The organism is Anaeromyxobacter sp. (assembly GCA_016718565.1).
Classification (GTDB): domain Bacteria; phylum Myxococcota; class Myxococcia; order Myxococcales; family Anaeromyxobacteraceae; genus JADKCZ01.
On record JADKCZ010000013.1, the window covers coordinates 60,074 to 82,865 of the forward strand.

Below are 22,792 nucleotides of genomic sequence, written 5' to 3' on the forward strand. Positions count from 1 at the left end.
GGCGCTACACACGGCCCATGGACATCCCGGCCCTGCAGCGCGCCCTCGTCGAGCAGGGACTCGACGGCTGGCTCCTCTACGACTTCCACGGCCAGAACCCCACCGCGCTCACCGCGCTGGGGCTGGGCGGGCACATGCTGACGCGCCGCTGGTACTACCTGGTGCCGGCGCGCGGCGAGCCGCAGCTGCTGGTGCACGCCATCGAGCTCGGCTCCTTCCCCAGGGAGGTGCCGGGCCAGCGGCAGGCCTACGCCTCCTGGCAGTCGCTGCAGGCGGCCCTGGCGCGGCTGGTGGGGCTCTTGCCGCCCGGGCCGACGGTGGCCATGGAGTACTGCCCCGGCGCCGCCATCCCGTACCTCTCCCGGGTGGACGCCGGCACGCTCGAGGTGATCCGCGGCCTGGGCGTGACGGTGGTCTCCTCGGCCGAGCTGGTGCAGCACTTCCTCTGCCGCTGGACCCCGGCGCAGGTGGAGAGCCACAAGCGCGCCCTGGCCGGCATCGACGCCGCCAAGGACGCCGCCTTCGAGCGCATCGGCGAGCTCCTGCGCCGCGGGGTGGAGCCGAAGGAGACCGAGATCCAGCGGTTCCTCACCGACCGCTTCGCCGAGGCCGAGCTCACCTTCGACCACGCCCCCATCGTGGCGGTGAACGGCCACGCCGGCGACCCGCACTACGAGCCCTCGGCGAAGACCCCCACGCCCATCCGCAAGGGCGACCTGGTGCTCATCGACCTGTGGGCGCGCGGCACCGGCCCGGACGACGTCTACGCCGACATCACCTGGATGGGCTTCTGCGGCGACCGGCCGGCCCCGAAGATGGACCAGATCTTCCGGGTGGCCTCGGGCGGCCGCGACAAGGGGCTGGAGACGGTGGCGCTGGCCTGGCGCGAAGGGCGCACGCTGGAGGGCTGGCAGGTGGACCGCGCGGTGCGCGACCACATCACCGCGCTCGGCTTCGGCGACAAGTTCATCCACCGCACCGGCCACTCCATCGGCGTGAAGGTGCACGGCGACGGCGCCAACCTGGACGACCTCGAGACCCATGACACCCGCCGGCTGGTGCCGGGGCTGTGCTTCTCCATCGAGCCGGGCATCTACCTGCCGGAGGAGGGGATGGGGGTGCGCACCGAGATCGACGTCTTCCTCTCCGCCGAGGGGCCGAAGACCTTCGGCAAGGTCCAGCAGGAGCTGGTCCGCATCGCGTGCTGACCCCGCCCGGCCGCCGCCCGCCCGCCGCGCCGGGCGCCCCGCTCCGCCGCCGGCGCGGGGGTGGTCGGTGAGCGAGCTCGGCGCCTTCGCCCTGCCGGCGGCCGCGCCGCCCGCCCCGCGCTCGGCCGCGTCGGTGGTCTACTGGCGCGAGGGGCCGGCCGGGCTGGAGGTCTACCTGGTGCTGCGCGGCGCCACCCAGCGCTTCGCCCCCGGCTTCAGCGCCTTCCCGGGCGGCCGGCGCGACCAGGAGGACGCCGCGGTGCCGGTGTCCTCGCCGGGCGCCAGCGACCCGGGCGACGTGGCCTGCGCCGCCCGCGAGCTCTTCGAGGAGGTGGGGGTGCTGGCCGCCGCCGGCGCCCCGCTGCCGGGGCCCGCCGCCCTGGCCGAGGCCCGCCGCGCGCTGCTGGCCGGGCAGCTCGCCTTCGCCGACCTCCTCACGCGCCACGGGCTCTCGGTGGACGGCGCCCGCTTCGAGGACGCCGGCCGCTGGGTCACCCCCGGCTTCTACCCGGTCCGCTTCGACGCCCTGTTCCTCACCTGCCGCTGGCGGGAGGGGGAGGCGCCCGAGGTCTGGCCGGGCGAGCTCGACGGCGGGCAGTTCGTGGCGGCCGCCAGCGCCCTGGAGGAGTGGCGGCGCGGCGACCGGCTCTTCCTGCCGCCCAACCTCTGGCCGGTGCGGGTGCTGGCCCGCGGCGGCCCGCCGGACACCGCCGCCATGCGCGCGCCGGAGCCGGCCGCCTTCCGCATCGAGTACCAGGGCGGGCTGCTGCAGTCGCCGCTGCGCACCCCCACCCTGCCGCCGGCCGCCCACACCAACGCCTGGCTGGTGGACCTGGGCGACGCCACCGCGGTGGTCGACCCTGGTTCACCCTGGGTGGAGGAGCAGCAGAGGCTCGACGCCCGCCTGGCCACCCTGGCCGACGAGGGGCGCCCGGCGCGCGAGGTCTGGCTCACCCACGGCCACGCCGACCACACCGGCGGGGTGGCGGTGCTGGCGGCGCGCGGGCTCACGGTGCGGGCCCACCCGGCCATCGCGCCCCGGCTGCCGGGGCTGGCCGTCGAGCCCCTCCGCGAGGGCGACCTGCTGGGCGGCCGCTGGCGGGTCTTCGAGACGCCCGGCCACGCCCGCGACCACGTGGTGTTCCTCGACGAGGCCACCGGCGCCCTGCTGGCGGGCGACATGCACTCCACGCTCTCCACCGTGGTCATCGACCCGCCGGAGGGCGACATGGCCGAGTACCGCCGGCAGCTGGCCCGGCTGGCGGCGCTGCCGGTGCGCGCCCTCTACCCGGCGCACGGCCCCCCGGCGGCCGACGGCCGCGGGGCGCTGCGGGCCTCCCTGGCGCACCGCGCCGCCCGCGAGGAGAAGGTGGTCTGGGCGCTGTCGCGGCCGGGGACGCTGGCCGAGGTGACGGCGCGGGCCTACGACGACGTGCCCCCGGCCATCTGGCCGGTGGCCGAGCGCAGCTGCCTGGCGGTGCTGCTGGAGCTGGCGGCGGCGGGTCGGGCCATGGAGTCCGACGGATCCTGGCGGGCGAGAGGTGTGGCCACCCCCGGGGGTAGAGGGTCCTGAAGGACGTGGCCGGCCGGCACGCAGCGTCCCGGCGGCCACGTGCAACGCCCGCCAGGATCGTCTAAACTGCCGGACTTTCGGGTCGTGCCGCAGGGCACACCCGGTGCATCACGAGCCCCTCATGGCCACCCTCCCGATGAAGCCCGCCCGGTTCGCCGCCGTCCTGGTCCTCGCCTTCGCCTTCGGCGGCGGGTCGGCCGAGGTGGCGGTCCGCACCCACCAGGCCATCGAGAAGGCGCGCGCCGAGCGCGAGATCGGCTCCACCGGCCAGCTGGTGGCGCTGCAGCTGCGCGACGAGAGCGGCGAGGTGGTGGCCCGGCCGCGGCTCATCTGCCCGGTGGGCAAGAAGGCCGAGCTGGTGCTGCACGATCCGCTCTCCCCGGAGGACGTCCGGCTGGCGTTCCGCGTGGCCGCCACCCGCGAGGCCTCCGGCGAGATCGCGCTCGATTGGTCCATCTGGCTGCCGGATCGGGCCATCGCCACCAGCGGCAAGCTCTCGCTCACCCCCGGGGTGGAGCAGGAGGTCTCGATCGGCGACGGCACCCTGGTGGCCACCTGGATGGCCGTCCCGGTGCCGTCGGCGGCGTTCGACGCCTTCCTGGAGGCCGAGCAGGTTCGCCGGCCCGGCCCGAAGCCCATCTAGACGGGCGAGCGACCGCGAGCCGGAGTCGAGGGGCGCCCTTCGAGGCCGGGAGACACCTCCGCGCCTACGGCGTGGCGCGCTGCTCGCCGAACTCCATCCGGCCCACCAGGCGCCCCTCCTCGTCCCAGGTGGTCCAGGCGCCGCACTGCACGCCGTGGCAGTAGCGCCCCTCGGTCCGCTTGCCGCCAGTGCGGAACCAGGCGGTGAAGGGGCCGTGCTGAACGTCCCGGACGTACTCCGAACGTTCTTCCAGCTGGCCGCTCTCGAACCAGATGGTCCAGGTGCCGACCTTCTCGTCGCGGGCGTACTGCCCGGTCCGGGCCGGCTTGCCGTCGCGGTGGTGCTCGATGAAGGCGCCGTCTCGCCTCCCCTCGGCCCAGTGCGCCTCCACCCGCAGCGCGCCCGTGTCGTACCAGCTGCGCGCCGGGCCGTGGCGGCGCGGGGTGCCGTAGGCGTCCGGCCGGCCGGTGCACCAGGCCTCGAACAGCTCGGGCGGACCTCCCCCGGAGAGGGCGGTGCCGGGCGGGCAGTCGAGCGGGGAGGCCAGGAGGAGGAGCGCGGCGAGCGGGCTGACCGGGAGCATCGGGGGCCGAGTCTAGCGCGGGGTGCGGCCCGACGCGGGCCCCGGTCCCTGGCGGCGCAGACCCGGATGGAGCCCGGCGCCGCGTGGCGGCCCGGCGGATGCACCGAACCCTCGGTAACTGAATGATTCGTTGAGTCTTTGTGTATTTGTCGCAGCACGAGGGGTGGTTACTTCAAGGGCACGCGGCACCGACCCTGCCGTGGCACACCACCCCGGAGCTCCACACCATGGACCGTCAGACCCGCTTCAACCTCTTCTACGTCGCCCTGGCCGTCATGGGCGTCCTCATGGCGCAGGACCTGTGGGCCCGCTCCCAGGCGGTGGCCACCATCCCCTACTCCCAGTTCCAGGCGATGGTGAAGGCCCAGGAGGTCGAGAAGGTGGTCATCGGCCCGGACCGGATCGAGGGCTCGCTCAAGAAGCCGCTCGACGGCAAGAGCCGCTTCGTCACCACCCGGGTGGACCCGGACATCTCCAAGGAGCTGGACGCCGCCAAGGTGACCTACTCCGGGCGGCTGGAGAACAACGCCATCCCGATGCTGCTCTCCTGGATCCTGCCGGTGCTCTTCTTCTTCGGGATCTGGTTCTTCCTGGCGAAGAAGATGCAGGGCGGGGCCGGCGGGCCGGGCGGCGGGCTCATGGCCATCGGCAAGTCGAAGGCCAAGGTCTACGTGGAGACCGACACCAAGACCCGCTTCGCCGACGTGGCCGGCGTGGACGAGGCCAAGGCCGAGCTCGCCGAGGTGGTGGCCTTCCTGAAGGACCCGAAGAGCTACGGCCGGCTCGGCGCCCGCATGCCCAAGGGCGTGCTGCTGGTGGGCCCCCCCGGCACCGGCAAGACGCTGCTGGCCAAGGCCGTGGCCGGCGAGGCCAGCGTGCCCTTCTTCTCCATCTCCGGCTCCGAGTTCGTGGAGATGTTCGTGGGCGTGGGCGCGGCCCGGGTGCGCGACCTCTTCGAGCAGGCGCGCAAGAAGGCCCCGGCCATCATCTTCATCGACGAGCTGGACGCGCTGGGGCGCGCCCGCAACTCCATGGGCGGCATGGGCGGCGGGCACGACGAGAAGGAGCAGACGCTGAACCAGCTGCTGGTGGAGCTGGACGGCTTCGACGTCTCCACCGGCCTGGTGCTGCTGGCCGCCACCAACCGGCCCGAGGTGCTGGACCCGGCGCTGCTGCGCGCCGGCCGCTTCGACCGGCAGGTGCTGGTGGACCGGCCCGACCGGATCGGGCGGGTGCAGATCCTGGAGGTGCACGCCAGGAAGGTGACCCTGGACCCCGACGTGAAGCTGGAGCAGGTGGCGGCCCTCACCCCGGGCTTCACCGGCGCAGACCTGGCCAACCTGATCAACGAGGCGGCGCTGGCGGCCACCCGGCGCGGCCCCGAGGCGCTGGCCGTCACCATGGTGGACTTCAACGTGGCCATCGAGCGGATCGTGGCCGGGCTGGAGAAGAAGAACCGGCTCCTCAACCCCGTGGAGCGCGCCATCGTGGCCCACCACGAGCTGGGCCACGCCCTGGTGGCCTCGGCGCTGCCCGGCGCCGACCCGGTGCACAAGATCTCCATCATCCCGCGCGGCATCGGGGCGCTGGGCTACACCATCCAGCGCCCCACCGAGGACCGCTTCCTCATGACGCGCGACGAGCTGCTCAACAAGATGGCGGTGCTGCTGGGCGGCCGGGCCGCCGAGCACGTGGTCTACGCCCACTTCTCCACCGGCGCGGCCGACGACATCGCCAGGGCCACCGACATCGCCCGCTCCATGGTGACCCGCTTCGGCATGGGCGGCCGGCTGGGACCGGTGACCTACGAGACCGAGCAGCCCGGCTTCCTGGGCCAGATGGGCGGCTCGCGCCGGCTCTACGCCGAGGAGACGGCCCGCGAGATCGACATGGCGGTGCGCGACCTGGTGGACAGCGCCTTCCAGCGCGCCCGCCAGCTGCTGCTGCAGAACCGCGACCTGCTCGAGGAGGGGGCGCGCAAGCTCCTGGAGCAGGAGACCCTGGCCGACGGCGAGCTGGCCGCGGTGCTCGGGCGGGTGCGGGGGGAGGCGCGGCTGGCGGCGTGAGCGAGGCGCCCCCTCACCCCGGCCCTCTCCCCCAGCGAGCTGGGGGAGAGGGTGAGCAGACCGAGGTGCCTAGCCCTGCTCGCACTTCCGCCTGGCCGGCGGCACGCCATGGCTGCCCCCTCTCCCCTCCGGGGAGAGGGCAGGGGTGAGGGGCTCCCGCGTCAGATGATCGTCGACCTGGCCAGCAGCCAGTCGCGCACCTTCGGGAAGAGCAGCTCGGGGGCTCGCCGGCCCAGCAGCAGGTCGGTGTGGCCGACGCCCTCCGGCAGCTGCAGGTAGGTCTTCTCGCCGCCCCAGCGCTGGCAGGCCTCCTTCACCACCACCGGCGGGGCCATGCCGTCGCGCGGGGCCGCCACGAAGAGGGCCGGCTGGCGGCAGGTGGCCAGCGCGGCCCGGTGGTCCACCGCGCCGTCGTAGGAGCCGAAGCGGTCCTCGCGGAGGAAGGACTCGAACTGGCGCACCACCCCGGGCGGCAGGTCCTCGATGACGTTCATCATGAGGCGCCGGAAGATGGGCGGGTCCATCTCGCCGCGCTGGATGAAGAGCGAGGCCGCGGACGGCTGCCAGAGCCCGGACAGCGGGGCCACCAGCCGCGCGCCCACCCGGGCCAGCTGCCAGCGGGCCAGGAAGGGCAGCACCCTGAGCCGGGAGGCCTCCACGGTGAAGCGGATGGGCGGCGCCAGCGCCACCACGCCGGCCACGCGGGTCGGGTACCGGGCCGCCGCGGCCAGCGCCAGCAGCGCCCCCTGGCTGTGGCCCACCAGCAGGACCTGCTCCTGCCCGGTGGCGGCCTGCACCGCGTCGAGCGCCGCCGGCAGGTCCAGCGCCAGGTAGTCGTCGAGCGTCCAGTTGCGCAGCAGGCCCGGGCCGTCGCGGGAGCCGCCGTGGCCGCGCAGGTCGAGGGCGAAGCTGTCCAGGCCGCCGGCCGCCAGGAACGCCGAGAGCGAGTGGCCCGGCACGCCGAAGTCCAGCGCCAGCCGGTTCATGGCCACGCCGTGCAGCAGCAGCACCGGGGGCCTGCGCGGCGCGCCCTTCGGCAGCCGGCGGCCCAGGCAGAGGCGCCAGCCGTCGCTGGTGAGCGCGACCAGCCGCTGGTCCTCCTGCCCCGGCGCCGCCAGCTTGCGGCGCCAGTAGAGCAGGTGCGCCACCGCGGCGGCCGCCAGCACCGCCACGGCGGCCAGGTAGGTGAGGAGGCCGGAGCTCAAGGACCCTGGAGTCTAGACGAGTCCTGGCCCGCGTGCGCCGCCTGCCGCTGCGCGCAGGACCGGCCGGCCGATCGGCGCCGCCCTTCCGTGGCGCGTGCGTTGCACACCGGGGAGACGTGGTCGGGACGAGCGGCACGCCGGGGCTTCCCGTCGTGCCGATCGGCCGGTCCATGGAGCAAGTCGCAGTGGAACCGCCGCCAGGCTGAACGAATCCCGGGCACGCAGGTGCCCATCCTCCGAGCAACCGCTCCCTTGACCGACGAAGGTTTTGGAGCGTAGCGTCAACGCCGATTTTCCATCCCCGAGAGGTGAGCCGTGAAGAAGGTCGAGGCCATCATCAAGCCGTTCAAGCTGGACGAGGTGAAGCAGGCCCTTTCCGAGGTTGGCGTGGCCGGCCTCACGGCCACGGAGGTGAAGGGCTTCGGCCGGCAGAAGGGCCACACCGAGCTCTACCGCGGCGCCGAGTACGTCGTGGACTTCCTCCCCAAGGTCAAGGTGGAGGTGGTGGTCGCCGACGCCCTGGTGGGCAAGGTGGTCGAGGTCATCGAGCGCGCCGCCAAGACCGGCCGCATCGGCGACGGCAAGATCTTCGTGGTGCCCATCGACGAGGTGATCCGCATCCGCACCGGCGAGCGCGGCGAGGAAGCGCTCTAAGCGGGACCGGTGTCCCGCCCAGCCAAGGCTCCTCCGCTCCCGGCGGCGCTGGCACGCGCCGCGGTGGACTCCATCGCCGATGCCCTGGTGATCATCGGGGCCGACGGCGGGGTGGTCCACCTCAACCCGGCGGCGGAGGAGCTGTTCGGCCGCAGCCGCGAGCGGGCCGTCGAGCTGCCGGTCCGGGCGCTGCCCGGCGGCCACCAGCTGGCCGTCATCTCCGAGCGCGCCCGGCTCTCCCAGGAGAGCCAGTCCGCCGAGTTCCCCAGCCCGCTGGATCCGGGCGTCCCCATCTCCCTCGAGGCCTCGCCGCTGTTCGACGGGCCGACCATCGCCGGCACGGTGGTGGTGCTGCGCGTGACGCGCGGCGGCGAGCGGGCGCTCAACTTCGAGGCGCTGGCCGCCGGCTTGGCGCACGAGATCAAGAACCCGCTGGCCGGGCTGCAGGGCTCGGCCGAGCTGCTGGCGCGCGAGGCCGAGGGCAGCGCCCGCGACTACGCGCAGGTGATCGCCCGCGAGGCCCGCCGGGTGGACGGCCTGGTGCGCGAGCTGCTGGACCTGGCCCGCCCGGCGGCGCTGCAGGTGGCCCCGGTGGACATCCACCAGGTGCTGGGCGACGTGCGGGCCCTGGCCCGCGGCGTCCCCGGCGCCGAGCGGGTGACCTTCCACGACCGCTTCGACCCCTCGCTGCCGCCGGTGGTGGGCGACGACGAGAAGCTCACGCAGGTGATCCTCAACCTGGTGCGCAACGCCCTCGACGCGGTGGCGGATCGACCGGATCCGCAGGTGACGCTGGAGACCAGCGTGGCCACCATCCGGCTGCGCGCCGCCTCCGGCCGGACCCGGCCCCTGGCCCGCATCTCGGTGCAGGACAACGGCCCGGGCATCAGCGACGCCATGCTGGCCCGCCTCTTCACGCCCTTCTCCACCTCCAAGCCGCACGGCACCGGGCTCGGCCTGGCCATCTCCAGGCGCATCGTGGAGGCCCACGGCGGGCGCATCGAGGTCCGGAACCGGTCCGTGGGCGGCGCCGAGGCCAACGTCTACATCCCCCTACAGGTGAGCTGACCCGCCCCTGGGGGAGGCCCAGCCTGGATCCCGGGCTGGCCCCCGCCTTGCTAGGAGGCACGTCGTGCGCAAGGTCCTGATCGTCGACGATGAGAGCTCCATCCGGTTCGTGCTGGCCCGCACCTGCGAGCGGGCCGGCGTGCCCTGGGAGGAGGCCGGCAGCGCCGAGGAGGCCCGCGAGAAGCTGCGCGCCCACGGCACCGGCCGCGACGGCATCGGCCTGCTGCTGCTCGACGTGCGGCTCCCCGGCGACGACGGCCTCAAGCTGCTCGGGGAGATCGGCGGGCGCGCCGACTCGCCCTTCGTGGTGGTGATGACCGCCGAGGACACCATGCGCTCGGCCGTGGAGGCCATGAAGCGCGGCGCCGCGGACTACCTGGGCAAGCCCTTCGACCTGGCCCGCGTCGAGCGCATCGTGCGCGACCTGGCGGTGGCGCCCGCCGACCAGGGGGAGCCCGAGCCGGCCCCGGCCTCCGGCATCGAGGCGCAGATCGACCCCACCGCCGAGCCGCGCCGCTACCGCGACGTGGCGCTGCCGGAGACGCTGGTGGGGCGCTCCGCCGCCATGGTGGAGGTCTACAAGGAGGTCGGCCGGGTGGCCCGCACCGAGATGACGGTGCTGCTCATGGGCGAGTCGGGCACCGGCAAGGAGCTGGTGGCGCGCGCCGTCCACGCCAACTCCACCCGGGCCAAGGGGCCCTTCATCACCGTCAACATGGCGGCCATCCCGCGCGACCTCATCGAGAGCGAGCTCTACGGCCACGAGAAGGGCTCCTTCACCGGCGCGGTGGAGCGGCGCCCCGGCAAGTTCGAGCTGGCCAGCGGCGGCACCCTCTTCCTCGACGAGATCGGGGAGATGCCCATCGAGCTGCAGGCCAAGCTGCTCCGGGTGCTGCAGGAGCGCGAGGTGGACCGGGTGGGCGGCAGCCGGCCCATGCCGGTGGACGTGCGCATCGTGGCCGCCACCAACGCCGACCTGGCCCGCTCGGTGGAGGAGGGGCGCTTCCGCCGCGACCTCTACTACCGGCTGGCGGTGGTGCCCATCCGGCTGCCGCCGCTGCGCGAGCGCGAGGGCGACGTCATCCTGCTGGCCCGCCACTGCATCGCCCGCTACGGCGAGCAGCTGAAGGGGCGGCCGGTGGCCCTCTCCAAGGACGCCGAGCCCTTGCTCCTGGCCCACCCCTGGCCCGGCAACGTGCGCGAGCTGCAGAACGTCATGCAGCGGGCGCTGCTCAAGCTGAACGGCTCGCGCCTCACCGCCAACGACCTGGTCGGCCTCCTGCCGGCCGCGGCCCACGCCGAGCGCGGCCTGTCCGGCCTGGTGGAGGCGGTGCTCGACGCCGCCGAGCCGGAGCACGGGCGCTACCAGGCCGCGCTGGCCGCGGTGGAGGCGCCGCTCCTGGCGGCGGCGCTGGCCCGGACCAAGGGCAACCAGCTCCGGGCCGCCGAGCTGCTCGGGATGAATCGCAACACCCTCCGGGAGCGGATGCGCGCCCTCGGGATGAAGCCGAGGTAGCCTCTCGGGCGCAGCACCGATCTGGACCCCCACTGCCCGCTTCCCAGGCAGCAGGGTGCACGACAAGCAGGCAGCGTCAGCAGCGATCCCCCCGCCGTGGCTCGGTTTTCTGATCCGGGGCGGGGCCTCCCACGGCGGCACGGAAGGTGCTATCGATCGCCGCCATCCACCCCGTTCCCGCTGGAGAAACGACCGCGATGGCCATTACGACTCCGAAGCAGGTGCTCGAGTACGCCGCCGAGAAGAAGGCGACCTACGTCGACCTGAAGTTCATGGACTTCATCGGCCTGTGGCAGCACTTCTCGATCCCGCTCTACGAGCTCTCGGAGGACATCTTCGAGGAGGGGCTCGGCTTCGACGGCTCGTCGATCCGCGGCTGGCAGGCCATCCACGCCTCCGACATGCTGGTGATCCCGGACGCCACCACGGCCTGCATCGACCCGTTCATGGCGGAGCCCACGCTCTCGCTGATCTGCAACGTGGTCGACCCGATCACCAAGGAGCCGTACAGCCGCGACCCGCGCAACATCGCCATGAAGGCGGAGAAGTACCTGAAGGGCACCGGCCTGGGCGACACCGCCTTCTTCGGCCCCGAGCCGGAGTTCTTCATCTTCGACGAGGTCCGCTACGACAGCGGCGTCAACCACGCCTTCTTCAAGGTGGACTCGGTCGAGGGGCAGTGGAACACGGGCCGCGAGGAGGCCGGCGGCAACCTCGGCTACAAGCCCCGCTACAAGGAGGGCTACTTCCCGGTCGCCCCGACCGACTCGCAGCAGGACATCCGCACCGAGATGTGCCGCGTCATGGAGTCGGTGGGCATCCACGTGGAGCGGCAGCACCACGAGGTCGCCACCGCCGGCCAGGCCGAGATCGACATCCGGTTCGACTCGCTGGTGAAGATGGCCGACAAGCTGATGTGGTTCAAGTACGTCATCAAGAACGTGGCGCGCCGGCACGGCAAGACCGTGACCTTCATGCCCAAGCCGCTCTACGGCGACAACGGCTCCGGCATGCACGTGCACCAGTCCATCTGGAAGAGCGGCAAGCCGCTCTTCGCGGGCGACGGCTACGCCGGCCTCTCCGAGATGGCCATGCACTACATCGGCGGCATCCTGAAGCACGGCCCGGCGCTGGCGGCCCTCATCTGCCCGTCGACCAACTCGTACAAGCGGCTGGTGCCGGGCTTCGAGGCCCCCATCAACCTGGCCTACTCGGCCCGCAACCGCTCCGCCTCGGTGCGCATCCCGATGTACTCGCCCTCCCCGAAGGCGAAGCGCATCGAGTTCCGCTCGCCGGATCCGTCGGCCAACGGCTACCTGGCCTTCTCGGCCATGCTGATGGCCGGCCTGGACGGCATCGAGAACAAGATCAACCCCGGCCAGCCGCTCGACAAGGACATCTACGGCATGTCGCCGGAGGAGCTGAAGGACATCCCCAAGATGCCCGGCTCGCTGGACGAGGCGCTCGAGGCCCTGCGCAAGGACCACAAGTTCCTGCTCAAGGGCGACGTCTTCACCGAGGACGTCATCGAGACGTGGATCCAGTACAAGTACGACAAGGAAGTGAACCCGGTCCGGATGCGCCCGACGCCGATGGAGTACGCGCTCTACTTCGACATCTGACCAGTCGGCGCTCTGCGCCCACTCAGAAGTCCGCATGAGCACGAGGGGCCCCACTGAGGGGCCCTTCGTCGTTTCGAGGGGAGCCCGGCGCCCCCTGCCCTCTCCCCGGAGGGGAGAGGGAGTTCGACCGCGGGTGGACGCGGGCGCCCCTCACCCCTGCCCTCTCCCCGGAGGGGAGAGGGAGACTCAACCGGGGAAGCTCAACATTGCCAGCCCCCCTCTCCCCCAGGGCGGGCGTGGACCTTCCTGAGGTGAGGCGGGGCGAGGGCCCCCCGCCGCCGCTATGGGGTTTAGATGCGCCCGCCCTGCCCCCAGCTTGCTGGGGGAGAGGGAGACTCAACCGGGGAGGCTCAACATGGTCAGCCCCCTCTCCCCCAGCTTGCTGGGGGAGAGGGCAGGGGTGAGGGGGCTGCTGTGGGCACTCCGTCCGGGATGACGCAGCGGCGTCCGGTGGCGCCCCTGCGCTCCTGGTGGTATCCCGGCGCTCGCCGTGGGCCTGCTCGCGAACCGCTTCCACGCCGCCGCGGGCGGCCTGCCGCGCGTCTTCTGGACGCTCTGGGCCGGCATGCTGGTCAACCGGCTCGCCTCCTTCGTCATCACCTTCCTGGCGCTCTACCTGGTGCGCGAGCGCGGCTTCAGCGCCGACGCGGCCGGACGGGTGGTGGCGCTCTACGGGGTGGGGCTGCTCCTGGCCGGGCCGCTCGGCGGGGCCCTGGCCGACCGGGTGGGCCGGCGCCCCACCATGCTGGCCGGGCTGGCGCTGGGCGGCGCCTGCGTGGCCGCCCTGGGCTTCCTGCGCGACCCCACCTGGCTGGCGGGGCTGGCCTTCTGCGCCGCCCTCACCGGCGACCTCTACCGCCCGGCCGCCAACGCCGCCATCGCCGACGTGGTGCCCCCGGCCGACCGGGCCCGCGCCTTCGGGCTGGTCTACTGGGCGGTCAACCTGGGCTGGGCGGTCAGCCTCTCGGTGGCCGGCTTCGTGGCCGAGCGCTCGATGCTGGCCCTCTTCCTGGCCGACGCCCTCACCTCCTTCGCCTTCGCCACCATCGTGTGGCGGCGGGTGCCGGAGACCCGGCCGGCGCACCAGGCCCACGCCCCGGCGCTGGCGGGGCTCCTGCGGGTCTTCGGCGACCGCCCCTTCGTCACCTTCCTCGGCATCAACCTGGTGGTGCTGGTGGTCTTCACCCAGTTCCAGCTGGCCGCGCCGCTGGACTACGCCGAGCACGGCGTCGGGCCGCTGTCGTTCTCGCTGCTCATGGCCCTCAACGGCCTGGGGGTGGTGATCCTCCAGCCGCTGCTGGCGCCGCGCCTGCCGCGCCACGACGGGGCCAACGTGCTGGCCCTCTCGGCGGTGCTCATCGGCCTGGGCTACGGGATGAACGCCTTCCAGGGCTCGCTGCCGGCCTACGCGGTGGGGGCGCTGCTCTACACGGTGGGCGAGGTGCTGGGCTTCCCGGTGGCCTCGGCCATCGTGGCCGACCTTGCCCCGCCCGAGCTGCGCGGGCGCTACCAGGGGGCCTTCTCGATGTCCTGGGGCCTGGCCTTCACCCTCGCGCCGCTGGTGGGCGGCGAGGTGCTCCACCGCTTCGGGGGCCGGGCGCTCTGGCTGGGCTGCCTGGCGGCGTCGCTGGCGATGGCGCTGGCCCACCTGGCGGCCGGTCCGGCCCGGCGGCGCCGGCTGGCCGCGCTGCGCATCGACGCCCGGCCGGCCGGCCCCGGGCCGGGCTGACCCCCCACCCCACCCTGGCTGCGCTGACCCTCCGCCGGCGCCCCACCGACCTGACCTGGCGCAAGGCGGTGGCCGCAGGGTGTGTCACGCTGCGGGAGCCGTACCCGCCCACGCGTGGGCGCAGCGACGCAAGCTCCAGGGGGCCGGGCATGCCGGTGGTCTCACCCCATGACGGCGCCGGGCAGGCCTTCCGCCAGCTCTTCGAGCACATGAGCGAGGGGGTGGCGCTGCACGAGATCCTCCTCGACCCGGCCGGCCGGGCGTTCGACTACCGCTTCCTGCAGGTCAACGCCGCCTTCGAGCGGCTCACCGGCCTGCGCGCCGCCGAGGTGGTGGGGCGCACCGCGCTCGAGGTCATCCCCGCCCTCGAGGCGGAGTTCATCGCGCGCTACGCCCACGTGGCCCTGACCGGCGAGCCGATGCGCTTCGAGCTGCGCGCCGACGCGCTGGGGCGGATCTTCCACGTCAGCGCCTACCGCCCCGAGCCCCTCCACTTCGCCTGCGTCTTCACCGACGTCACCGCGGAGCGGTCCGCCCAGGCCGAGCTGCGCGCCGCCCTGCGCCGCGCCGAGGCCAGCGAGCACCAGCTGCGCCTGGTGGTCTCCCAGTCGCGCGACGTCATCTGGACCTTCGACCTCGCCGCCGGCCGCTTCACCTACGTGAGCCCGAGCATCGAGGCGCTGCGGGGCCTGACGGTCGAGGAGGCCCTGGCCGAGCCCATGGAGCGGGCCCTCACGCCCGAGTCGCTGGCCCGCGTCATGGCCGTGGCGGCCCGCAACGGCACCCCCGAGGAGGAGAACCCGCACACCGGCGTCTACGACCAGCCCTGCAAGGACGGCTCGATCAAGCACGTCGAGATGACCACCACCTACCAGCGCGGCCCCGACGGGCGCCCGCGCACGGTGGTCGGGATCTCGCGCGACGCCACCGACCGGGTGCGGGCCGAGCGGGCCCTGCGCCGGAGCGAGGCGCTCTACCGCTGCCTCTTCACCGCCACGCCGAGCGGGGTGATCCTGACCGGCCCGGACGGGCGCATCCTGGCGTTCAACGACCGGGCGGCGGCGCAGCTCGGCTACACCCGCGAGGCCTTCGCCCGGCTCGCCATCCCCGACATCGACGCCGAGGACGACGCGGACCGGGTGCGCTCCCGGATCCGGCAGGCCATGCAGGACGGGCACCTCGAGTTCGACACCCGGCACCGGAGCCGCACCGGCGAGCTGCGCGAGGTGCACGTCCGCATCGTCCCGGTGGACCTCGGCGAGGGCACGGCCCTGCTCTCCACCTGGGACGACGTCACCGAGCAGCAGCGGCTCACCCGGGAGCTGCAGCTCGGGCTGGCCGAGCGGGACGAGCGGGAGCGCTGGCTGCAGGCCAGCCAGCGGGTGGCCCGGCTGGGCCACTACGTCTTCGAGGTGCGCGAGGACCGGTGGGTCAGCTCACCGATGCTCGACGAGATCTTCGGCATCGGGCCCGAGCACCCGCGCACCACCGCCTCCTGGCTCGGGCTGGTGCACCCCGACGACCGGGCCGACCTGACCGACCACCTCTCGGCGCTGGCGGCCGCCGGCTCGCGCTTCGACCGGGTCTACCGGGTCGGGAGGCCGGGCGATCCGCCGCGCTGGGTCCACGGCCTGGGCGACCTCGAGCGCGACGAGGCCGGCCGGCCGCTGCGCCTGGTGGGCACCATCCAGGACGTGACGGCCCGCCACCAGGCTGAGCTGGTCCGCGAGGGCCTGGCGGACCAGCTGCGCCAGGCCCAGAAGCTGGAGAGCATCGGGCGGCTGGCCGGCGGGGTGGCCCACGACTTCAACAACATCCTGGTGGTCCTGCTGGCCTGCGGGGAGGCGCTGCAGCGGAGCCTGGACGAGGGGCGGCCGCCCGAGCGCGAGGACGTGCAGGAGATCCTGGAGGCGGCGGCGCGGGCCAAGGACCTGACCAGCCAGCTGCTGGCCTTCGCCCGCAAGAAGGTGGTGGCGCCGGTGCCGGTGGACCTCAACGAGGAGGTGCGCCGCGCCGAGCGGATGCTGCACCGCCTGCTGGGCGAGGACGTGGCGCTGGTGCTGCGGCTGGCGCCCGCCCTGTGGGCCACCACCTGCGACCCGGGCCAGCTCCAGCAGCTGCTGGTGAACCTGGCGGTCAACGCCCGTGACGCCATGCCGGGCGGCGGGCGCCTCACCCTCTCCACCGCCAACGTGGACGAGCCGGGGGCCGGGGAGGCGGGCTGGCGCGGCCTGGCCCCGGCGGCCGGGCCGCACGTCCGGCTGGTGGTCGAGGACACCGGGGGGGGCATCCCGCCGGAGCTCTGGTCGCGCCTCTTCGAGCCCTTCGTCACCACCAAGCCGGCCGGCCGGGGCACCGGGCTCGGCCTGGCCACCGCCCTCGGCATCGCCCAGCAGGCCGGCGGCGTCATCCGCTTCCGCAGCCAGCCTGGCTGCGGCGCCGCCTTCGAGGTGCTGCTGCCCCGCACCGAGGCCACGGTGGCCGGCCCCGCCGACCCCGGGCGCGCGCCCGGGCCCCTCACCCAGGCCACCGAGCGGATCCTGCTGGTGGAGGACGACCAGCACGTCCGCGACGCCACCAGCCGCGCCCTGCGCCAGGCCGGCTACCAGGTGGTGACCGCCGCCGGCGGCGCCGAGCTGCAGGCGCTCCTCGGGCCGGACCTGCCGGCGCCGCAGCTCCTGCTCACCGACGTGGTGATGCCGGGGATGAACGGCCGCCAGGTGGCCGAGGCGGCGCGGCGGGCCTTCCCGGGCCTGCGGGTCCTCTTCATGTCCGGCTACGCGCAGGACATCATCGTCCACCACGGGGTGGTGGACCCGGGCCTGGACCTGCTGGAGAAGCCCTTCACCAACGAGGCGCTGCTGCGACGGGTGCGGGCGGCGCTCGACGCGTGAGCCCCGGGCCGGGCCGTGGCCACCCGCCCGCGGCGGGGGCGCGGCGACCGCCACCGCCGGCCCGGAACCTGCTATCTCAGGCCATGGCCGCGGAGAGGCAGTGGAACGAGGCGCTGTTCCGGGCGCTGACGGAGCACTCGGGCGACATCCTCTCGCTCCTGGACGCCCAGGGGCGGTTCCTCTTCAACTCGGCGGCGGCCCTGCGCATCAGCGGGTACAGCTCCGAGGAGCTGGCCGAGATGGGCCCCTTCCAGAGCATCCACCCGGAGGACCTGGCGACGGTGGCGGAGACCTTCCGGCGGGTGCTGGCCGAGCCCGGGGCCACCGCCTCGGCGCAGTACCGCCACAGGACCAAGGGCGGCGGCTGGACCTGGATGGAGGCGGTGGCCTGCAACCAGCTCGACAACCCGGACGTGCGCGGCGTGGTCACCTCCTCCCGCGACATCACCGAGCGCAAGCGGACCGAGGACGCGCTGCGCCAGGGCGAGGAGCGGCTGCGGGCGCTGGCGGCGCGCCTCGACGCCCTGCGGGAGGAGGAGCAGGCGCGCATCTCCCGGGACCTGCACGACGACCTGGCGCAGGTGCTGGCCGGGCTGGGCTTCGAGTTCCGCCGGCTGGAGAACCGGCTGGCGGAGTCGGACGCGCCCGCCTGGCTGGAGGACTGGCTGGCCGAGGCGTCCTCGCTGGTCGGCCAGGCCCACGCCTCGGTGCGGCGCATCGCCTTCGACCTGCGCCCGCCCTCCCTCGACGCGCTCGGGCTCCCCCAGGCGCTGGCCGCGGAGGCGCGGCGCTTCGAGGCCCGCACCGGGATCCGCTGCGCGGTCGAGGTCGGCGAGTTCCCGGCCCTGCCCGCCCCGCTGGCCACGGCGCTCTTCCGCATCGCCCAGGAGTCCCTCACCAACGTGGCCCGGCACGCCCAGGCCACGCGGGTCCAGCTGCGGCTCGAGGCCGGCGGCGGCGAGGTGGTGCTGCGGGTGGAGGACGACGGGCGCGGTCCCGAGGAGGGTGACCCGGCCAAGGCCGGCCTGGGGCTGCTGGGGATGCGGGAGCGCGCCGCCCAGGTCGGCGGCACGGCGCGGCTGGAGCGCGGCGCCGCGGGCGGCGCCACGGTGGTGGCCCGCCTGCCCCTGGCGCCTCACTCCCCCAGGTAGGCCTTGCGGACCTCGGGGCTCTGCAGCAGCTCCCGGCCGGTGCCGCTCATCACGATCTGCCCGGTCTCCAGCACGTAGGCCCGGTGGGCCAGCTGCAGCGCCTTGTGGGCGTTCTGCTCCACCAGCAGGAGCGCCACCCCGCCCTGGTTCACCTCGCGCAGCACCGTGAAGATCTTCTCCACCACCTGCGGCGCCAGCCCCAGCGAGGGCTCGTCGAGCAGCAGCAGCCTGGGGCGGCTCATGAGCGCCCGGGCCACCGCCAGCATCTGCTGCTCGCCGCCGGAGAGGGTGCCGGACACCTGGTCGCGCCGCTCCGCCAGGATGGGGAAGAGGGCGTAGGCCTTGTCGGCGTCGGTGACGATCTCGGCGCGGTCGGTGCGCAGGTAGGCGCCCAGCTCCAGGTTCTCGCGCACCGTCAGGTTGAGGAAGATGCCGCGCCCCTCCGGCGCGTGGGCCATGCCGCGCGCCACCAGCTGGTGCGAGGCCAGGCGGGTGACGTCCTCGCCCTCCAGCGCCACCGTGCCGGCGGCCAGCGGGATCATGCGGGAGATGGCGCGCAGGGTGGTGCTCTTGCCGGCCCCGTTGGCGCCGATCAGGGCCACCACCTGCCCGGCCCCCACCGCGAGGTTCACGCCGCGCAGGGCCTCGATGGCGCCGTACCGGACCCGCAGGTCGCGCACCTCCAGCACCGGCGGGCTGGCGGTCACGGGCCCTCCCCGGGGCCGCCGGCCACGGCCACGCCGCCCGCCCCGCCGCCCGGCACCGCCAGGTGGCGCTCCTCCAGGTAGGCGTCGCCCAGGTAGGCCTCGATCACCCTGGGGTCGCGCCGCACCTGGTCGGGCGTGCCGGCGGCGATGGTGACGCCGTGGTCCAGCACCAGCAGCCGCTCCGAGACGCCCATGACCAGCCGCATGTCGTGCTCGATGACCAGGATGGCCAGCGAGAAGCGATCGCGGATGTCGCGGATGAGCTGCATCAGCTCGATCTTCTCCGAGGCGTTCATGCCCGCGGCCGGCTCGTCCAGGCACAGCACGCTGGGGCCGGTGGCCAGCGCCCGGGCGATCTCCAGGCGGCGCTGCTCGCCGTAGGGCAGGCTGCGCGAGGGCTCGTCGGCCCGGTGGGCCAGCCCCATGACCGCCAGGTAGGACTCGGCGCGCTCCCGGATGCGCGCCTCCTCGGCCTGGTGGTGCTGGGTGCGGAACCAGGCGCCGAAGAAGCCGCTCCTGGCCCCGGCGTGGCAGGCCACCCGCACGTTGTCGAGGGCCGAGAGCTCGCGGAAGAGCCGGATGTTCTGGAAGGTGCGGGCCACGCCGCGGCCGCAGATCTGGTGGGCCTTGAGGCCGTTGACCCGCCGGCCGCCCACCAGCACCTCGCCCTCGCTGGGCACGTAGACGCCGGTGATGGCGTTGAAGGCGGTGGTCTTGCCGGCGCCGTTGGGGCCGATCAGCCCCACCAGCTCGCCGGGGTGCATGGTGAGGTCGAAGCCGGAGAGCGCCTTGAGGCCGCCGAAGCGCATGGTGACGCCGCGCACCTCGATGGCCGGGGCGGCCGGGCCGGGCGCGGTCCCGCCGGCGGCGGCCGGGGCCGGCGCGCTCACGCCGCCCCCCCGCCGGGCGCCGCCGGGCCGGGCGGGGCCGCGGCCGGCTTGCGGCGCCGCCACAGGTCCCACACCTCGCGGGTGCCGAAGAGCCCCTGCGGTCGGGCCAGCATCATCACCACCAGCATGAGGGCGTAGACCACCATGCGGTACTGCTGGAACTCGCGCAGCGCCTCCAGCGAGATGGTGAGCACGGTGGCCGCCACCACCGACCCGGTGATCGACCCGAGCCCGCCCAGCACCACCATCACCACCACCTCCATGGAGCGCACGAAGTTGAAGTTGGAGGGGGAGACCGACCCGATGAGGTGCACGATCAGCCCGCCGGCCAGGCCGGCGTAGGCCGCCGAGATGACGAAGGCCCGCACCTTGTAGCCGGTGGTGTCCACCCCCATGGCCTCGGCCGCCACCTCGTCCTCGCGGATGGCGAAGAGGGCCCGCCCCTGGGTGGAGGTGGCCAGGCGGCGCGCCATCACCACCGTGGCCACCGCGCCCAGCCCCACCCAGGCCAGCGTGGTGTGCAGCGGCAGGTCGGTGAGTCCCAGCGCGCCGCCCAGGGCCGGGGTGTTCTCGATGACCGAGCGGATGATCTCGCCGAAGCCGAGCGTCACGATGGCCAGGTAGTCGCCGCGCAGGCGCAGCGAGGGCAGCCCCACCAGCAGCCCGGCCGCCGCCGCCGCCAGCATGCCGAAGAGCAGCGCCAGCCCGAAGAGCAGGGCGTCGGAGGCCGCCACGGGCAGGAAGGAGAGCTGCACGTCGGCCAGGGCCAGGGTCACCTTGGCGGTGGCGTAGGCCCCCACGCTCATGAAGCCGGCGTGGCCCAGGCTGAACTGGCCGGTGAAGCCGTTCACCACGTTGAGCGACACCGCCAGGATGACGTTGACGCCCACGTTGATGAGCACCAGCGTCCGGTAGGGCGGGGTGGCCGCCTGCAGCGCCAGCAGGAAGGGCACCGCCACCAGGAAGGGCAGGAAGGAGCGGGCCAGCGAGCGCAGGCGGGCCACTAGACCTTCTCCACGGTGACGCGGCCGAAGAGCCCCTCGGGCTTGAAGAGCAGCACCAGGATGAGGATGGTGAAGGCGATGGCGTCCTTGAAGGAGGAGGCGGTGTAGCCCGCCACGAACTCCTCGGCCAGGCCCAGCACCAGCCCGCCCACCATGGCCCCGGGCACGCTGCCGATGCCGCCCAGCACCGCCGCCACGAAGGCCTTCAGGCCGGGCATGAGGCCGAAGAGCGGGTTGATCTGCGGGCGCGGCACGGCGTTCAGGATGGCGGCGGCGGCGGCCAGGGCGCTGCCCAGCACGAAGGTCCAGGAGATGATGCGGTTCACCGGGATGCCCATCAGCCCGGCCACCTGCGGGTCGAAGGAGACCGCCCGCATGGCCGTGCCGAAGCGGGTCCGGTAGACGATCCACTGCAGCCCGAGCATGAGGGCCACCGCCACGCCCAGGCCGATGACGTCGTAGTTGGAGACGTTGACGTCGCCGAGCGGCAGCGCCACCCGCGGCAGCAGCTCGGGGAAGAAGCGCGGGGTGGGCCCGGGCGGGAACTCGATGGGCATGAAGCCCCAGGGCTGCAGCTGGAAGCCGTACTCCAGCAGGAACGAGACGCCGATGGCGGTGATGAGCGAGGTGAGCCGGGCCTGGCTGCGCAGCGGCCGGTAGGCCAGCCGCTCGATGAGGTAGCCGAGCAGGCCGCACAGGACCATGGCGCCCATGGTGACCAGCAGGGCCCGCACCATGGCCCCGGCCACGCCGTCGCCCTGCACCGTCCCGCCGGGCAGGAGCAGGTCGGCCAGGTAGAAGCCGGCGTAGGCGCCCACCATGTAGACGTCGCCGTGGGCGAAGTTGATGAGCTTGAGGACCCCGTACACCATGGTGTAGCCCAGGGCGATGAGGGCGTAGATGGTCCCGACCGAGAGGCCGTTGACCAGGTGCTGGAGGAACTCGACGAGGGCTTCGGACACGGGCGGCGGCGCTCCCCGGCTCGCGGTGGCGGGTGGGTCGGGGGCGGGGGCGGCCTAGTTGGGCTGGACGGTGGCGACGAACTTGCCGGTGTCGCCCTCGACCTTGAGGACCACCGCCGGCTTCACCGCGTTGTGGTCGGCGTCCAGGGTGATGACGCCGGTGACGCCGGGGAACTCGCGGGTGGCGGCGATGGCGTCGCGGATGGCCGGGCCGGACAGGTCGGGGGCCCGCTCCATGGCCTCCATGGCCACCCGGGCCGCGTCGTAGCCCTGGGCCGCCAGCGAGTCGGGCACCACGCCGTGCCTGGCGCGGTACGTCTTCACGAACTCGACGATGCGCGGGCTGGGGTCGTCGGGGCTGTAGTGGTTGGAGAAGTAGCTGCCCTCCAGCGCCCCGCGGGCGATCTCGTAGAGCTTGGCGGAGTCCCAGCCGTCGCCGCCCATGAGCGGCACGGCCAGGCCCAGCTCGCGGGTCTGGCGGGCGATGAGCGCCACCTCGGTGTAGTAGCCGGGCACGTAGATGGCCTCGGGCTTCTTGCGCTTGATGGCGGTGAGCTGGGCCTTGAAGTCCTGGTCGCCGGCCTTGTAGCTCTGGTCGTCCACGATCTCGCCGCCCAGGTCCTTGAACTTGGAGAGGAAGTAGTCGGCCAGCCCCACCGAGTAGTCGTTGCCCACGTCGCGCAGCACCGCCACCCGCTGCAGCTTGAGGGTCTCGCGCGCGAACTTGGCCATCACCGTGCCCTGGAACGGGTCGATGAAGCAGACGCGGAAGACGTAGGGGCGGACCGTGTCGCCCTCCTTGGTGACCTTGGGGTTGGTCGAGGAGGGGGTGATCATGGGCGTCTTGTGCTTGTCGGCGATGGGGGCCATGGCGAGCGAGCGCTTGGAGGCCACCTCGCCCAGCAGCACCTGCACCTTGTCGTCCACCACCAGGCGGGTGGTCACCAGGGCGGCCTCCTCCTGCTTGCCCTGGTTGTCGTAGGTCTTCACCGAGACCTGCCGGCCCTTCACGCCGCCGCGGGCGTTCCGCTCCTCGACCGCCAGGCGGATGCCCTTGTCGGTGGAGTCGCCGAAGGTGGCCTCGTTGCCGGTGAGCGAGCCGACGTGGCCCAGCACCAGGGGGGCGTTGGCGGCCGGGGCGGCGCCGGCACCGGTGGCCGCGGCGGCGCCGGACGGGGTGGCCTCGCTGGGCTTCTTCTTCTCGCAGGCCGCGAGGGCCAGCAGCAAGGCGAACGGGGCGAGGACGCGGGCGCGCAACATGGTGAACCTCCGCCGATGTGCTTGGGAAATCGGTCGTTTGTAGCTGGGCGCGCCGTG

Annotated in this window: 18 protein-coding genes; 11 read left to right on the forward strand and 7 right to left on the reverse strand. The window is 73.8% G+C overall.

The features are described from left to right. Window positions 1-17 precede the first annotated feature (17 nt). The 3 genes from IPO09_18360 to IPO09_18370 all read left to right on the forward strand — a co-directional run bounded on the left by IPO09_18360 (window position 18) and on the right by IPO09_18370 (window position 3,424). Window positions 18-1,208 carry an aminopeptidase P family protein gene (locus IPO09_18360; GenBank protein ID MBK9519265.1) on the forward strand — a complete coding sequence of 397 codons (1,191 nt, stop codon included), beginning with the start codon at window positions 18-20 and terminating at the stop codon, window positions 1,206-1,208. 67 nt (window positions 1,209-1,275) lie between these two features. Next, complete coding sequence (locus IPO09_18365) at window positions 1,276-2,781, forward strand: MBL fold metallo-hydrolase (protein ID MBK9519266.1); 1,506 nt, start codon at window positions 1,276-1,278, stop codon at window positions 2,779-2,781. Between the two features lie 121 nt (window positions 2,782-2,902). Further along, window positions 2,903-3,424, forward strand: a complete 522-nt coding sequence (locus tag IPO09_18370) for a hypothetical protein (protein ID MBK9519267.1) — start codon at window positions 2,903-2,905, stop codon at window positions 3,422-3,424. A 64-nt stretch (window positions 3,425-3,488) separates the two neighbouring features. On the opposite strand, the gene IPO09_18375 is transcribed toward IPO09_18370, so the two are convergent. Further along, the gene (locus tag IPO09_18375; protein MBK9519268.1) at window positions 3,489-4,007 is read right to left on the reverse strand and encodes a hypothetical protein; all 519 of its coding nucleotides are present in this window, start codon (window positions 4,005-4,007) and stop codon (window positions 3,489-3,491) included. A 227-nt stretch (window positions 4,008-4,234) separates the two neighbouring features. Here IPO09_18375 and ftsH point away from each other — a divergent pair, with 227 nt between their 5' ends. Then, window positions 4,235-6,073 carry an ATP-dependent zinc metalloprotease FtsH gene (gene ftsH, locus IPO09_18380; GenBank protein ID MBK9519269.1) on the forward strand — a complete coding sequence of 613 codons (1,839 nt, stop codon included), beginning with the start codon at window positions 4,235-4,237 and terminating at the stop codon, window positions 6,071-6,073. Window positions 6,074-6,234: 161 nt separating this feature from the next. On the opposite strand, the gene IPO09_18385 is transcribed toward ftsH, so the two are convergent. Further along, entirely contained in the window at window positions 6,235-7,254 is a 1,020-nt protein-coding gene (locus IPO09_18385) for an alpha/beta fold hydrolase (protein ID MBK9519270.1), read from the reverse strand. A 339-nt stretch (window positions 7,255-7,593) separates the two neighbouring features. On the opposite strand from IPO09_18385, the gene IPO09_18390 reads away from it, so the two are divergent. From IPO09_18390 to IPO09_18420, 7 genes are all read left to right on the forward strand, one after another. Continuing rightward, window positions 7,594-7,932: a P-II family nitrogen regulator gene (locus IPO09_18390; protein MBK9519271.1), complete on the forward strand. Its 339-nt coding sequence runs from the start codon at window positions 7,594-7,596 to the stop codon at window positions 7,930-7,932. A gap of 9 nt (window positions 7,933-7,941) precedes the next feature. Then, complete coding sequence (locus tag IPO09_18395; GenBank protein ID MBK9519272.1) at window positions 7,942-9,000, forward strand: PAS domain-containing protein; 1,059 nt, start codon at window positions 7,942-7,944, stop codon at window positions 8,998-9,000. A gap of 64 nt (window positions 9,001-9,064) precedes the next feature. Further along, a complete protein-coding gene (locus IPO09_18400) occupies window positions 9,065-10,516 on the forward strand; it encodes a sigma-54-dependent Fis family transcriptional regulator (GenBank protein MBK9519273.1) in 1,452 nt (483 codons plus the stop codon). A gap of 197 nt (window positions 10,517-10,713) precedes the next feature. Beyond that, complete coding sequence (gene glnA / locus IPO09_18405; protein ID MBK9519274.1) at window positions 10,714-12,138, forward strand: type I glutamate--ammonia ligase; 1,425 nt, start codon at window positions 10,714-10,716, stop codon at window positions 12,136-12,138. 565 nt (window positions 12,139-12,703) lie between these two features. Continuing rightward, a complete protein-coding gene (locus IPO09_18410; protein ID MBK9519275.1) occupies window positions 12,704-13,867 on the forward strand; it encodes an MFS transporter in 1,164 nt (387 codons plus the stop codon). Window positions 13,868-14,016: 149 nt separating this feature from the next. After that, a complete protein-coding gene (locus IPO09_18415) occupies window positions 14,017-16,761 on the forward strand; it encodes a PAS domain S-box protein (GenBank protein ID MBK9519276.1) in 2,745 nt (914 codons plus the stop codon). Between the two features lie 83 nt (window positions 16,762-16,844). Then, window positions 16,845-17,912 (forward strand): PAS domain S-box protein, encoded by a 1,068-nt coding sequence (locus tag IPO09_18420; GenBank protein MBK9519277.1) that lies wholly within the window; start codon window positions 16,845-16,847, stop codon window positions 17,910-17,912. Here IPO09_18420 and IPO09_18425 read toward each other — a convergent pair. The 5 genes from IPO09_18425 to IPO09_18445 all read right to left on the reverse strand — a co-directional run bounded on the left by IPO09_18425 (window position 17,897) and on the right by IPO09_18445 (window position 22,735). Next, complete coding sequence (locus tag IPO09_18425; GenBank protein MBK9519278.1) at window positions 17,897-18,619, reverse strand: ABC transporter ATP-binding protein; 723 nt, start codon at window positions 18,617-18,619, stop codon at window positions 17,897-17,899. The genes IPO09_18420 and IPO09_18425 overlap by 16 nt on opposite strands. Continuing rightward, window positions 18,616-19,428: an ABC transporter ATP-binding protein gene (locus IPO09_18430; protein ID MBK9519279.1), complete on the reverse strand. Its 813-nt coding sequence runs from the start codon at window positions 19,426-19,428 to the stop codon at window positions 18,616-18,618. The genes IPO09_18425 and IPO09_18430 overlap by 4 nt, the downstream gene beginning before the upstream one ends. A 77-nt stretch (window positions 19,429-19,505) precedes the next feature. Further along, window positions 19,506-20,513, reverse strand: a complete 1,008-nt coding sequence (locus tag IPO09_18435; protein MBK9519280.1) for a branched-chain amino acid ABC transporter permease — start codon at window positions 20,511-20,513, stop codon at window positions 19,506-19,508. Beyond that, entirely contained in the window at window positions 20,513-21,475 is a 963-nt protein-coding gene (locus tag IPO09_18440) for a branched-chain amino acid ABC transporter permease (GenBank protein ID MBK9519281.1), read from the reverse strand. The genes IPO09_18435 and IPO09_18440 overlap by 1 nt, the downstream gene beginning before the upstream one ends. Window positions 21,476-21,529: 54 nt before the next feature. Then, window positions 21,530-22,735, reverse strand: coding sequence for an ABC transporter substrate-binding protein (locus tag IPO09_18445; protein ID MBK9519282.1), 1,206 nt, complete (start codon window positions 22,733-22,735; stop codon window positions 21,530-21,532). Between the last annotated feature and the right edge of the window lie 57 nt (window positions 22,736-22,792).

What these genes read in the sequence shown, in the direction of transcription:
- IPO09_18360 (MBK9519265.1), top strand. Translation starts at nt 18, where the DNA reads ATGGACATCCCGGCCCTGCAGCGCGCCCTCGTCGAGCAGGGACTCGAC.
- IPO09_18370 (MBK9519267.1), top strand. Translation starts at nt 2,903, where the DNA reads ATGGCCACCCTCCCGATGAAGCCCGCCCGGTTCGCCGCCGTCCTGGTC.
- IPO09_18375 (MBK9519268.1), bottom strand. Translation starts at nt 4,007, where the DNA reads ATGCTCCCGGTCAGCCCGCTCGCCGCGCTCCTCCTCCTGGCCTCCCCG.
- ftsH (MBK9519269.1), top strand. Translation starts at nt 4,235, where the DNA reads ATGGACCGTCAGACCCGCTTCAACCTCTTCTACGTCGCCCTGGCCGTC.
- glnA (MBK9519274.1), top strand. Translation starts at nt 10,714, where the DNA reads ATGGCCATTACGACTCCGAAGCAGGTGCTCGAGTACGCCGCCGAGAAG.
- IPO09_18410 (MBK9519275.1), top strand. Translation starts at nt 12,704, where the DNA reads ATGCTGGTCAACCGGCTCGCCTCCTTCGTCATCACCTTCCTGGCGCTC.
- IPO09_18415 (MBK9519276.1), top strand. Translation starts at nt 14,017, where the DNA reads ATGCCGGTGGTCTCACCCCATGACGGCGCCGGGCAGGCCTTCCGCCAG.
- IPO09_18420 (MBK9519277.1), top strand. Translation starts at nt 16,845, where the DNA reads ATGGCCGCGGAGAGGCAGTGGAACGAGGCGCTGTTCCGGGCGCTGACG.
- IPO09_18430 (MBK9519279.1), bottom strand. Translation starts at nt 19,428, where the DNA reads ATGCGCTTCGGCGGCCTCAAGGCGCTCTCCGGCTTCGACCTCACCATG.
- IPO09_18445 (MBK9519282.1), bottom strand. Translation starts at nt 22,735, where the DNA reads ATGTTGCGCGCCCGCGTCCTCGCCCCGTTCGCCTTGCTGCTGGCCCTC.